The sequence below is a fragment of the Lysobacter sp. OAE881 genome (genome assembly GCF_040546665.1).
Taxonomy (GTDB): Bacteria; Pseudomonadota; Gammaproteobacteria; order Xanthomonadales; family Xanthomonadaceae; genus Lysobacter_J; species Lysobacter_J soli.
In genome coordinates this window covers 1414245-1426686 of record NZ_JBEPOG010000001.1, presented here as the reverse complement: position 1 = coordinate 1426686, position 12442 = coordinate 1414245, and the positions used below count along the sequence as shown (strand labels likewise).

Sequence of the window (12442 nt, the reverse complement as noted above, 5' to 3'; positions counted from 1 at the left end):
TCCCGTAGCCCGACCGCCTTACGCTCCGCACGGTGCCCGCCCTGAACCGGCCCGACGCACACCATCCACCAGGAGAAACGCATGAAGCTCCGCCCGCTGTTGCTCGCCCTCTCCGTCACCGCCGCGATCGCCGGCTGCTCCAAGCCCGCCCCCGACACCGCCGCGACCGACAAGCCCGCCGCTGCGCAAACCGCGCAGACCGCGCAGGCCCGCGCCGACCAGCTCAACAAGCTCTACGTCGAGTTCTGGGACGCGTACCTCAAGCGCAACCCGGTGCTGGCGACCTTCACCGGCGACACGCGCTACAACGCCGAACTGCCGGACTTCGGTTCGCAGCAGTATCGCGATGAATCCAAGAAGTTCCTGCAGGACTGGCTGGCGAAGGTCGAAGGCGTGGGCTCGGAAGGCCTCACCGGCCAGGACCTGCTGAACTACGAGATCTTCACCAAGGACGCGAAGGACCAGATCGACTCCTTCCAGTTCCCCGCATGGATGACGCCCGTCAACCAGATGGACAGCACCGCCAGCCTGGCCGTGCAGTTCGGTTCGGGCGGCGGCGCGCAGCCGTTCAAGACCGTGCAGGACTACGACAACTGGCTCGCCCGTGGCGCGCGCATCCCGGTGCTGTTCGACACCGAGATCGCCAACATGAAGCAGGGCATCGCCGCCGGCGTCGTGCAGCCGAAGGTGCTGATGGAGAAGGTCGTCCCGCAGCTGGATGCGCTGATCAAGGACAAGCCGGAAGACACGCTCTTCTGGGGTCCGATCACCAACATGCCCAAGGAATTCAGCGACGCCGACAAGACGCGCCTGACGGACGCCTACCGCAAGATGATCGCCGAGCAGCTGATGCCGGCGTACAAGAAGCTGCGCGCGTTCGTGAACGACGAATACCTGCCCAAGACGCGCGATACCTTCGGTCTGGACAAGCTGCCCAACGGTCAGGCGTGGTACGCCTTCAACGCCAAGCAGAGCACCACCACCGACCTGACGCCGGCGCAGATCCACCAGATCGGCCTGGACGAAGTCGCGCGCATTCACGGCGAGATGCAGAAGGTGATGACGGAAGTGGGCTTCAAGGGCTCGCTGCAGGACTTCTTCAAGTACGTGCAGACGGACAAGAAGTTCGAGTTCAAGAGCCAGGACGAACTGCTGAAGTACTACCGCGGCCTGGAAGCGAAGATCAACGAGAAGGTGCCGACGCAGTTCTCGGTGATCCCGAAGTCGCCGTTCGAGATCCGTCCGGTCGAGCCGTTCCGCGAGAAGTCCGCGGCCGGCGGCCAGTACTACCCGCCGAGCGAGGACGGCACGCGTCCGGGCATCTTCTACGTCAACACCTACGACCTGCCCTCGCGCAAGATCTGGGACGCCGAAGACCTGTACCTGCATGAGGCGATCCCGGGCCACCACTTCCAGATCGCCACGCAGATCGAACTGAAGGACATGCCGGCGTTCCGTCGCTGGAGCATCCAGAGCGCGTTCGCCGAAGGCTGGGGCCTGTACGCCGAATCGCTGGGCAAGGACCTGGGCGTGTACACCGATCCGTACAGCTACTTCGGTTACCTGCAGAACGAGCTGTGGCGTGCGATCCGCCTGGTCACCGACACCGGCCTGCACAGCAAGGGCTGGACGCGCGACCAGGTCATTTCGTACATGAAGGAGAACTCCGCGGTCAGCGACACCACCGCCATCGCCGAAGCCGAGCGCTACATCGCATGGCCGGGCCAGGCGCTGGCGTACAAGATCGGCGAGCTCAAGATCAAGGAACTGCGCGCGAAGGCCGAGAAGGAACTGGGCGCCAAGTTCGACGTTCGCGAGTTCCACAACGAAGTGCTCAAGGATGGCGCCGTGCCGCTGGCCGTGCTGGAGCAGAAGATCGATCGCTGGATCGCGAGCAAGAAGGGCTGATTTCCGGCCGATCGCGAGTTCGAACATCGCGAGTACCAAACTGGAAAGGCCGGGCCCTCGGGTTCGGCCTTTCTGTTTGTGCTTGTGGGTGAACTCTGCGTGCGGGGGGGTAGGCACGCGCACATGACCCGTTGGCAAGCGCGAAGCGAGCTTCTTTTGCTCGTCATTCCCGCGCAGGCGGGAATCCAGTGACTTGCTTGTTCGATACGCCCGCACGTCTTACAGCGTCATGTTCCGCGCATGCGCCGGCGTGCCACGGAGCGCCGTCATGAACGGACCGGACAGCGCAGTCGCACGATCGGCGGCGACGCGCGCTCTCCGTCAGGCGCGGGGCGGCACCGTGCGCGATCGCGGCGCCACGTCGCATTGCATATGCATGCCGCCTGGTCCATCGCCGCACCCCGCCATCGTTCCATCGCTGGCAGCGGTTCGTCGCCGACCTGAACGAGAGGGACGCACAGCCGCGGCCCGGGTTGTGAACCCGCCCTCGCCCCTTATATTTCGACATTCCTGCGCCTGGGCCGCTGCTGCTCCGGGTGCCCCGCCGGACGACGCGCCGGCCTCGCACCCGTGATCTGCCATGCCCGTCCTGCCGCGCCTTCTCGCCGTTACCGCCATCCTGTTGTCCGCGCCTTTCGCCGCGGGGGCTGGCCGCCATGCGTCATCGGAAACGACCATCGCATCGGCACCGACGGTGCAACCCGGTCTTCAGCCTGGAGGCGTGTGGCTTTCGCGGCTCGCGCCCGCTGCAAACCCGAAAGTGCTCGAACTCGCCGTTTCGGCGATGCAATGCGCACAGGCGAGCGGCGTCGGCGCGGACGCGCGCCGCCTCGCCGTCATCGATTACAGCCGTCCGTCGCTGAAGCCGCGGCTATGGGTGTTCGACCTTGCGGCCGGCCGCCTGCTCTACGAGGAAGTCGTTGCGCACGGCCAGGGTTCGGGCGAGAACATGGCGACGCGTTTTTCCAACCTCGACGGCAGCCATCAGTCGAGCCTCGGCCTGTTCGTAACGGCCGATACCTACACCGGCAAGAACGGCTATTCGCTGCGCATGCGAGGGCTGGAACCCGGCGTGAACGACGCGGCGATGGCGCGCGCGATCGTCATGCATGGCGCGCCGTACGTCGATCCGACCCAGGGCCAGCGCATGGGACGACTGGGCCGCAGTTGGGGATGTCCCGCGGTGCGCAGCGCCGTTGCGAAGCCGATGATCGACCTGTTGAAGGACGGCCAGTTCGTCTTTTCGTATTACCCCGACCAGGCTTGGCTGACGCGCTCGGCGTTGCTCAAGTGCCCGGCGGCGCGCAAGACGCTCGCTCGCAGCCTCGGGACGGCGGCGTCCACGTCGGGATGAACGCGCTGTCGATCTAAGACTTCGCGTGCCGGCGCGCTGCCCGGCGCGCCGGCACGAAGCAACCATGCCGCGGACCCGCCGGCTCGCGAATTCCCGCAAACCCCAGCGATTGGCCGATCACGTCGCCGAGCGCAGACGCTGCCGGTTTGACATCCACGCCGGGTCCTTCGGGTTGTGCAGCGTGGCACTCCACTGGCGACTGGCCTGATCCCACAACTGCATGAACGCCTGATCCAGACGCACACCGGATCGCGCGGCCGCCTCGCAGTGTCCGCAAGCTTCGCGCGGAGCGCCGTTGCGAACCGCGGCCTGCGCAAGCAACCAGCGCGCACGGACGTCGTCGCCTGCCAGTGCCTCGAGCTGCTGACACAGCCGCGGCTCGACAGTGCCGGACGACTGGCCAAGTCGCGCCTGCAGTACGCAACGCGCTGCCGCCATCGCGAAGACAGGATGATCGAGCAGTCCCGACGCCATCGTCTCGGCACCGGCGTACTCCCCCGCCGCCTGCGTCGTTGAGGCACCGGCAGCGCGATCAAGCAGGAGTTCGGCGACCTCGATCTGGAAGTGCGGCGCATCGCCGCGTTCGACCATCGGCATCAGTCCCGCTATCGCGTCGGACAGCACGGCGTGCCGCACACTACCGCTGGATTGCGCGGCGCGACGATGCAGCAGCCGTGCGCGCGCGAGCGCCACATTCGCGTCATTCGGCAAGAGGTCGTCCAGACGCTTCAGGATGGCCTCGCCTTCGTCGAAACGGGAACGCGCCGCATCGCCGCGCAAATGCGCGGTCTCCAATGCCAGCAGTTCGAGCCAGCTCAGCAGCAGCTGCGGGGAGGCATCCGGACCAGTCAGCAGAGCGCGATAGTTCTCGCGGAAGGCGCGCAGATGCAGCGTGCGTGTTGCGCCTTCGGCGAGTTCCGCGTGTGCGAGTTCGTTCTCGGCCTTTGCCGCAACCCATGCGACGCGCTCCTGCGCAGTCGCGCCCTCGGCACCTGCGGCGAGCACGGCGTCGGCCTCCAGTCGCAGACGGGACGCTTCGGTGCCCGACAAGAGGCTCGCCTGCGCCTGGAGCGCCTGCTGGAGCTTCCAGGCCGCCGGGGACGCCGGGGCTCGCAGGCTTCGCGCTGCGTCGCGCAGGACCTGCACGGCTTCGCCCATGCGCTGCGCCCGTCCGACCAGGTGCTCGTCCGTCGCGGCGACGGCGCGCTCGAACAAAGCGTCGCCGAGGGTCTCTGTGCGAAGCGGATCGACACGGCCGCCTTCCATCGCCGCACGTTGCAGTGCGGCGACAGCGAGATCCAGCGTCGCGCGTTGCGCAGCGCCGCGCTCACCGGAGGCCTGGAGCAAACGGCAGCTTCCGGTGCGGTACCAGAGTTCAGCCTGGGACGGATCGCGTTCGAGCAGGCGGTCCATGGCGTCCGCCGCGTTGGCGTACGCCTTCGGACTGCCATCGGCACGCGCGACCTGCCACCAGCACAACGCGGCGAGCATCCACACGTCATCCTGCGGATGCGCGGACTGCATCGCGACTTCCAGGTGCTTAAGTGCAGCGAGATGGTCGCCTGCTTCGACAAGCCTGCGCGCTTCGCCGATGGGATCGTGGTGTGCGGCAGTCGGCCGTTGCGTCACCGTGGGCTGTGCGTACGGTTCTTTCGTTACCGCGGGCGCCAAATCCGAAACATTGGCAACAGGCACTCGTGCGACATTCGAGAAGAACTCGGCAGGGTCGAGCACTGTCGTGCCGCCCGACCTGGCTGTTTCCTGTCGCCGCGAGGACGCCATCTGTGCGTCCTTTTCCGCACGCCTCGCCGACGCGGGAGTCGTCGTCGCCGACGCGACTGGCGCATCACTCACGGGGCCCTGCTCGGCGATCCTTGCTGCGGACGGCACCATCGCTTCAGGCAAGGGCATTGCCGGTGCCCGCGTCGGCGCCGGTACCTGCCCCATATTGCGTAAGTCAGGCGTAGTGCGGGAGACGTGCCTGTCGAAGGATGCATCGTTCTGACGGGCGGCTTCGGCAGGCGGTTCCGCAACGACGGCAAAGACCAGTGGCAGCACGGCGTCGGGCAGCACGGATGCGCGCGCGTCTTCCGCGTTCATGGTCGCCGGCCGGGTCGTCATGGGAGCGATGAGCGCCGCGGAGTCGGCCACGGCCTCCCCTGCTCGTGAGGGCACCTGCGCATCGAACGGATGCGCTTCGAATCCGGGCACGAACAGCAGTCCGTCGCCGACCTGAGCGCCCACTTCATAGCGATGAGCGAAGCCGCGCTCCGTCGTGACGGGCGCCTCCCAGGGACCGCGATGCGACTCATGCGTCGGCGCGTAGATCTCGCGCGCGGAGAACATGCGCACGCGCGCCTTCTCGGCCTCGCGTGACGTTGGGGCCGGCATCGAGGGACGCGGCCCGGTCAGTTCAGCTCGTTGCGTGTTCATCTTCCTGACCCTCCGAGGGCGCATGCGTCGTCTTGCGATCAAAAGCAGCAGCACGGTCGCGGGCATTGCCGCCAACCATCGCCACACCTGCTGGTTGTTCTCCTGGAACGCGCCGGCTTCATCACGGGGATCGGCGATGACCGCGGCGCCGACGGGATGAAGCGCGGTGTTACGAATTTCGGTACCCGCCGCAGCCGGCACCGCCTTTTCCGCTGGCGGCGCCACCGCATCGGGCGCAACTTCAGTCAAAACGCTGCCGCCCACGATCTCCGGCGACAGCTCGCGATTGCCTCGCGTCAGCGCAGAAGTTTCGGAATCAACGTCGCTCGCGGAACGTTGCACCGTCACTTCGGGCCCCCGCCCCGCGCCCACTCGTGGAACCGCGTGGCGACGCGAAGCCCCGATCGAAGCCCGAGGCGCCACGCGATGTGAAGCGCCCGGGTCGCGCGACGCGGCTGCCCGCGTGCGCAGTACGTCGCTGCGGTCCGCGCGCGCCGCCATGGCGCCCCTCGGCAACTCCGAACCACCATGCGCCGCATCTGGAACCGGTTGCGGCGCATCCTTGTTGGAAACCGCGGAAAGCGGCCAGCGCGCGCAGGCGGCGAGCAGCAGCACGGTCGCCGCGCCGAATCGCCAGCGCACCGCCCGCATGCGCTCGGCGTGCGTCGTGCGCCTTCCGCCGATCCGGTCCATGATCGCCGCCGCCCCGATGTCGCCCGATCAGAGTTCGATCAGGCGCTCGAAGGCGACTCCACCTTCCTGCGGCGTCGCGATCACGTTCTGGTACACGCGGCCCGGGAAGATGTTGACGGTGTTGCCGACCTGGTTGTTGCGCGAATACAGGTACGGCAGGTGCGACCACACGCGATAGCCGAGGTCCTTAACCCGACGGACCTCCTCTTCGGCGAGATCCTGCTCGCCCATGCGGAAGTACAGGTTGGGACGCAGGCGGCGGATCGTGCCGCCCGCGCCTTCCAGCACCGCGAGCAGTTCGCCGGCGTAGTTGATCTTGATCAGGTGCAGCGCGTCGAGGTCGAGCTCGTCGAGCGTGCGGACGGGCACGCGTTCCTTCCGCTCGGTGCCTTCGACATCGGACAGGATCGAGCCCAGTTCCGCCGTACCGCTGTTGCGGCCCAGCCACATCGGATGGGTGTGCACGTTCTGCAGGCCATTGAGCGCGACGTTCGCGCACAGCTGCTGCATCACCATGCGGCGCGGCTCGATGACGTGGACCTTTCCACGATCGCCCACGGCACGCGCGAACCACAGCGCGTGCGCGCCGTACTCGCTGCCGAACTCGAGCACGTGCTGGTCGTCGGCGACGATCTCGCTCAACTGGTCGAGCTCCTGCTCGATCCACTCGCCGTACTGCGCGAGCGAGCGCGATGCGGGGCAACGGCCGGGCACGGAATTCATGACGCCGTAGCGCGTCTTCCACAATTGCGGGACCGCTTCGGCGGGACTGTGCAGGTTGTTCATGGTGGTGCGCCTCGATGGAAAGCCACTGGATGGCAGGGCCCGCGAGCCCTGCGTCATGGGGTGGAATCTTGGCGGCCGGCGTCGCCCGGCAGAATGAGAACCGTCTGAAAAAACCTCATGCCCCGATGGCGGGAAACCTTCTCTTCAGGCTAGGCTCGACCCGTCTTTCGTGAATGGATTCCGCCATGGCCCGTCTCCTGTTGGCACTGTCGCTGTCGTTGCTCTGCGGCACCGCGTTGTCCGCGGTTCCCGTCTGGGGCGCACGTCAATCGAGTCCGGCGAATACGCCGGTGACGCAGCTCAAGCCCGGCGAATGGATCTGGGGCGGCGACAACCGCGCAGGGCCCTTGGCCGTGGTGGTGAGCCTGACCGAGCAGCGCGCCGTCGTGTATCGCAACGGCCTGCCCATCGGCGTCACGACGGTCAGCACCGGCCGGAAGGGCTACGAGACGCCGACCGGCGTCTTCACGATCCTGCAGAAGGACAAGGACCACCGCTCCAGCGTCTACAACGCCGCGCCGATGCCCTACATGCAGCGGCTGACCTGGGACGGCGTGGCGCTGCACGCGGGCGGCCTGCCCGGTTATCCCGAATCGCACGGCTGCGTGCACCTTCCGTCGGAATTCGCACGCTTGCTGTTCGACGCATCGAACATGGGCATGGTGGTGGTGGTATCGCAGGAAGGACGCTCGCCGGAGGACGTCACGCATCCGGGCGCGCTGATTCCGATCAATCCGAACACGGGCGCCGAAGCGGACATTCCACCGCTGGAGGCCGGGCAGAAATACCGCTGGCATCCCGAGCTTTCGACCGAAGGCCCGGTGTCCATCCTGCTCAGCGCCGCCGACGGCGAGGTCATCGTGTTCCGCAACGGCATCGAGATCGGCCGCTCGCGCGTGCTGATCCGCACGCCCGACCAGCCGCTCGGCACGCGCGCCTACATCGTCAAGGACGGCTTCATCGCCGGCGACAATCCGCTGCTGCCCGGCACGCGCATGCCCAACTGGAGCACCATCGGCATTCCGGGCAGCGGGCCGGATGCGGGCCGCCTGCTCGGGCCGGAGACGATCGATCGCGTCGTGATCCCGCACGACTTCGTCGCCGCCGTGCTGCCGCTGCTCACGCCCGGCGTGGTGATGCTGGTGACCGACGCGAACGTGCGACCGGAGACGACCGGCGGCGCGCCGGTGCAGGTGCTCGATTCCGATCCGCCGCAAAGCTGACACCTTCGGAGACCCCATGAACCTCGCAAACGATGTCTTCCGCCAATTCCTCGATGGCTACCGCGACGCCGCGCTCGCGAAGGACGTCGAGGCCTTCGTGGCGCCGTACGCCGACGACGTGCACGTGTTCGACATGTGGAACGACTGGTCGATGCAGGGCCTCGCGTCGTGGCGCCGCATGGCGCAGACGTGGTTCGGATCGCTTGGCGACGAACGCGTGCAGGTCGAGTTCGACGACGTGGCTTCATTCGTCGCCGACGACATGGTGTGCGGGCATGCCACCGTGACCTACACGGCGCTCGCGATCGACGGAAGCAAACTGCGTTCGCTGTCGAACCGCATGACCGCCGTGCTGCAGCGACGCGACGGCGTCTGGAGAGTGGTGCACGAACACACGTCGGCGCCGATCGAGCACACGTCACTGAAGGCGATCCTGCAGCGCCCGGCCTGAAAGAAACGGGCTTGAAAATCAGTCCTGAAACGACGAAGCCCCGGCACTGGCCGGGGCTTCGCTTCCATCGAACACGTTGACGAGGCAGGTGATCAGCCGTTCGCGACGCCGCTACGCGAACCGCGGCCCTGGCCGCCGCTGCGGTGCTGCTTCGGACCGGCATGCGCATGGCGCTGCGCCGGCTTGCCGTGCGGACGGTTCGCCGGACGACGCTGTGCCGGCGCCTTCTGGCGCGGGTTCGGCAGCGGGGCGTTCATCTGGATCGGGCGGCTCGGCGCGAAGCCTTCGACTTCGACCAGCTCCACCTCGGTCTTCAGCATGTTCTGCACCTGACGGAGCAGGCCGCCCTCTTCCGGCGCGACCAGCGACAGCGCTTCACCGCTGGCGCCGTTACGGCCCGTGCGGCCGATGCGGTGCACGTAATCCTCGGCGACCATCGGCAGTTCGAAATTGATAACCAGCGGCAGGTTCGGGATGTCGAGGCCGCGCGCGGCGACGTCGGTGGCGACCAGCACGCGGGCCTTGCCGGCCTTGAACGCGTTGAGCGCCTTCTGTCGCTGCGCCTGGCTCTTGTTGCCGTGGATCGCGACCGCGGCCAGGCCGGCTTCTTCCAGCTGTTCGGCGAGGCGGTTGCAGCCGTGCTTGGTGCGACCGAACACGATGGCCTGGTCGGTGTGGCGCGAGCTCAGCACGCTGACCAGCAGGTCGCGCTTGCGGCCGGCGTCCACGACGTGCACGCGATGGCTGATGGTCTGCGCGATGGTGTTCTGCGCGGCCACCTGCACCTGCTTGGGCGTGCGCATGAATTCCACGGCCAGCGCCTTGAGCTGCGCTTCGAAGGTGGCCGAGAACATCATCGTCTGGCGCTCGCGCGGCAGCTTGCCGAGGATGCGCTTCATCGCCGGGAGGAAGCCCATGTCGAGCATGCGGTCGGCTTCGTCCAGCACCAGCAGTTCGATGGAATCGAGCTTGACGGTGCCGCGGTCGAGGTGGTCGATCAGGCGGCCCGGCGTGGCGACGAGCACGTCGACGCCGCGGCGGAACATCTCGACCTGCGGACCCATGCCGGCACCGCCGAAGATCGCGCTGATGTTCATGCGCAGGTGCTTGGCGAAACCGCGCAGGTTGTCGTTGACCTGCACCGCCAGCTCACGCGTGGGCACCAGCACCAGCGCGCGCGGGCGACGGAAGCCATTCGGCGCGGTCTGCTTGGACAGGCGGTGCAGCAGCGGCAGGCCGAACGCGGCGGTCTTGCCGGTGCCGGTCTGGGCCCCGCCCAGCAGGTCGTGGCCGGCGAGCGCGAGCGGGATCGCCTGGGCCTGGATGGGGGTCGGGGTGGTGTAGTTCTGCTCTGCGAGGGCGCGCAGCAGCGCGGGCGAAAGCCCGATCGTTTCGAACGTCATGCGGGTGTTGCTCCTTGTCGCGCGCCATCGCGTCGCACCGCCGTGAACAACGGCGGCGACGAAGTTACGTCGCGTGATGGCCCCGGCGTTCCCTGAACCGCGCCGGCGGCGATCTGATTGGACGGCGTCCGGACGATCCGGGCCGTGTCTGCGCTACGAAAGACGTGCGGGATAGAAGCCGTTTGCTCGGACCGCGATCGCGGTCCACGGCGGGCATACCTGGGAAACGTACCCTTGCGGGGAGGCAGCCGTGCGCTGAACAGGGCGGACTCTACGCGAAAGCGCCCGGTCTTGCCACCCGTGTAGGCTTCACGGGCCGGTACGGTTCACATGATTTGGGGAAACAGATGGCGGATGCGGCATCGATCGATCTGGGGAAGGTGGTTGCGCTGCTCGGCGTGACCGTGGTCGCCGTGCCCGTGTTCAGGCGGCTGGGCCTGGGCTCGGTGCTGGGGTACCTCGCCGCGGGACTGGTGATCGGCCCGTTCGGCCTGGGCTGGTTCTCCGATCCGCAGGCGATCCTGCACGTCGCCGAGCTGGGCGTGGTGATGTTCCTGTTCGTCATCGGCCTGGAAATGCGTCCCTCGCACCTGTGGAGCCTGCGGCGCCAGATCTTCGGGCTGGGCACGCTGCAGATCGCCGCCTGCACCGCTGCGCTCACCGGCGTCGGGCTGCTGTTCGGCTACGAGCCGGTCGTCGCGTTCATCGGCGCGATGGGCTTCGTGCTGACTTCCACCGCGATCGTCATGCAGTTGCTCGCCGAACGCGGCGATATCGCCCTGCCCCACGGCCAGAAGATCGTGTCGGTGCTGCTGTTCGAAGACCTGCTGATCGTGCCGCTGCTGGTGCTGGTGGCACTGCTGGCGCCCGGCGAGCCCAGCAGCGATGCCTCGCGCTGGGCGTCGATCGGCATCGCTACCGGCGTGCTCCTCGCGCTGCTGGCCGCCGGAATCTGGCTGCTCAATCCGCTGTTCCGCCTGCTCGCCGCGGCGCGCGCGCGCGAGGTGATGACCGCCGCTGCGCTGCTGGTCGTGCTCGGTTCGGCGCTGCTGATGCAGCTGGGTGGATTGTCCATGGCGATGGGCGCGTTCCTCGCCGGCGTGCTGCTGTCCGAATCCACGTTCCGCCACCAGCTGGAAGCCGACGTCGAGCCATTCCGCGGCCTGCTGCTCGGCCTGTTCTTTCTCGGCGTGGGCATGGCGCTGGATCTGTCGGTGGTGCGCGAGAACTGGATGCCGATCCTCGGCGCCGTGCTCGCGATGATGCTCGTCAAGGCGCTGTGCATCTACGCCGTCGCGCGCCTGATGGATTCCAGCCATCACGAAGCGCTCGACCGCGCCACGCTGATGGCGCAGGGCGGCGAGTTCGCCTTCGTGCTGTATTCCACCGCGGCCGCGAGCGGCGTGATTGCGGCGTCGCAGAACGCGAATCTCACCGCGATCGTCGTGCTGTCGATGGCGCTGACGCCGCTGGTCGTACTCGCAGTGCGCCCGTGGCTCAAGCACAAGGAAGAGAAGATCGACGATCTCGACGTCGCCGAGGGTCTGTCCGGCAGCGTGCTGATGATCGGCTTCGGCCGCTTTGGCCAGGTCGTCAGCCAGTCGCTGCTCGCGCGCGGCGTGGACGTCACCATCATCGACACCGACGTCGAAATGATCCGCAGCGCCGGCACGTTCGGCTTCAAGATCTACTACGGCGATGGCACGCGCCTGGACGTGCTGCGCGCATCCGGCGCCGACAAGGCGCAGGTCATCGCGGTGTGCGTCGACAAGAAGGACGCCGCCAACCGCATCGTCGAGCTGGCGAAGGCCGAGTTCTCGCAGGCGAAGCTGCTCGTGCGCTCGTTCGATCGCGAACATTCGCTGGAGCTGATCAACGCCGGCGTCGACGTGCAGGTGCGCGAGACGTTCGAGTCGGCGATCCGATTCGGCCACCACGCGCTGTGCCAGCTCGGCGTGCCGAAGGACGAGGCGCTGGAGATCGTCGACGAGGTTCGCCGCCGCGATGCCGAACGCGTGCAGCTGGAGCTGGCCGAAGGCGTCATGGCCGGCACGCGCCTGATGATCGGCAACGTTGCGCCGGGCCCGACGCCGACCCCCTTCACGCGACCGCGCACGGCCGCCACGCCGCTGACAGCCGAGACCGCGGAAGCAACGCAGGGAAGTCGCGAGTAACCGACACGGGAGCGGAT

At 67.4% G+C, this 12442-nt stretch carries 8 protein-coding genes; 5 read left to right on the top strand and 3 right to left on the bottom strand.

The features are described from left to right. Window positions 1-81 precede the first annotated feature (81 nt). Together ABIE51_RS06680 and ABIE51_RS06675 are read left to right on the top strand one after the other, a co-directional pair. A complete protein-coding gene (locus tag ABIE51_RS06680; protein ID WP_192630136.1) occupies window positions 82-1908 on the top strand; it encodes a DUF885 domain-containing protein in 1827 nt (608 codons plus the stop codon). 580 nt (window positions 1909-2488) lie between these two features. Then, window positions 2489-3262: a murein L,D-transpeptidase catalytic domain family protein gene (locus ABIE51_RS06675; protein ID WP_192630135.1), complete on the top strand. Its 774-nt coding sequence runs from the start codon at window positions 2489-2491 to the stop codon at window positions 3260-3262. 117 nt (window positions 3263-3379) lie between these two features. Here the strand turns inward: ABIE51_RS06675 and ABIE51_RS06670 are convergent, their stop codons facing one another. Together ABIE51_RS06670 and ABIE51_RS06665 are read right to left on the bottom strand one after the other, a co-directional pair. Further along, window positions 3380-6388 carry a hypothetical protein gene (locus ABIE51_RS06670; protein WP_192630134.1) on the bottom strand — a complete coding sequence of 1003 codons (3009 nt, stop codon included), beginning with the start codon at window positions 6386-6388 and terminating at the stop codon, window positions 3380-3382. Between the two features lie 27 nt (window positions 6389-6415). Further along, window positions 6416-7174, bottom strand: a complete 759-nt coding sequence (locus ABIE51_RS06665) for an FkbM family methyltransferase (protein WP_192630133.1) — start codon at window positions 7172-7174, stop codon at window positions 6416-6418. Between the two features lie 185 nt (window positions 7175-7359). Between ABIE51_RS06665 and ABIE51_RS06660 the strand changes: the two genes are divergently transcribed. Both ABIE51_RS06660 and ABIE51_RS06655 read left to right on the top strand, forming a co-directional pair. Beyond that, window positions 7360-8397 (top strand): L,D-transpeptidase, encoded by a 1038-nt coding sequence (locus ABIE51_RS06660; RefSeq protein WP_192630132.1) that lies wholly within the window; start codon window positions 7360-7362, stop codon window positions 8395-8397. A 16-nt stretch (window positions 8398-8413) separates the two neighbouring features. Continuing rightward, window positions 8414-8848, top strand: a complete 435-nt coding sequence (locus tag ABIE51_RS06655; protein WP_115840877.1) for a YybH family protein — start codon at window positions 8414-8416, stop codon at window positions 8846-8848. Between the two features lie 92 nt (window positions 8849-8940). Here the strand turns inward: ABIE51_RS06655 and ABIE51_RS06650 are convergent, their stop codons facing one another. After that, a complete protein-coding gene (locus tag ABIE51_RS06650; protein WP_157029661.1) occupies window positions 8941-10251 on the bottom strand; it encodes a DEAD/DEAH box helicase in 1311 nt (436 codons plus the stop codon). Between the two features lie 347 nt (window positions 10252-10598). On the opposite strand from ABIE51_RS06650, the gene ABIE51_RS06645 reads away from it, so the two are divergent. Then, the gene (locus ABIE51_RS06645) at window positions 10599-12425 is read left to right on the top strand and encodes a monovalent cation:proton antiporter-2 (CPA2) family protein (protein WP_192630131.1); all 1827 of its coding nucleotides are present in this window, start codon (window positions 10599-10601) and stop codon (window positions 12423-12425) included. Window positions 12426-12442: the final 17 nt, after the last annotated feature.

What these genes read in the sequence shown, in the direction of transcription:
- ABIE51_RS06680 (WP_192630136.1), top strand. Translation starts at nt 82, where the DNA reads ATGAAGCTCCGCCCGCTGTTGCTCGCCCTCTCCGTCACCGCCGCGATC.
- ABIE51_RS06675 (WP_192630135.1), top strand. Translation starts at nt 2,489, where the DNA reads ATGCCCGTCCTGCCGCGCCTTCTCGCCGTTACCGCCATCCTGTTGTCC.
- ABIE51_RS06670 (WP_192630134.1), bottom strand. Translation starts at nt 6,388, where the DNA reads ATGGACCGGATCGGCGGAAGGCGCACGACGCACGCCGAGCGCATGCGG.
- ABIE51_RS06665 (WP_192630133.1), bottom strand. Translation starts at nt 7,174, where the DNA reads ATGAACAACCTGCACAGTCCCGCCGAAGCGGTCCCGCAATTGTGGAAG.
- ABIE51_RS06660 (WP_192630132.1), top strand. Translation starts at nt 7,360, where the DNA reads ATGGCCCGTCTCCTGTTGGCACTGTCGCTGTCGTTGCTCTGCGGCACC.
- ABIE51_RS06655 (WP_115840877.1), top strand. Translation starts at nt 8,414, where the DNA reads ATGAACCTCGCAAACGATGTCTTCCGCCAATTCCTCGATGGCTACCGC.
- ABIE51_RS06650 (WP_157029661.1), bottom strand. Translation starts at nt 10,251, where the DNA reads ATGACGTTCGAAACGATCGGGCTTTCGCCCGCGCTGCTGCGCGCCCTC.
- ABIE51_RS06645 (WP_192630131.1), top strand. Translation starts at nt 10,599, where the DNA reads ATGGCGGATGCGGCATCGATCGATCTGGGGAAGGTGGTTGCGCTGCTC.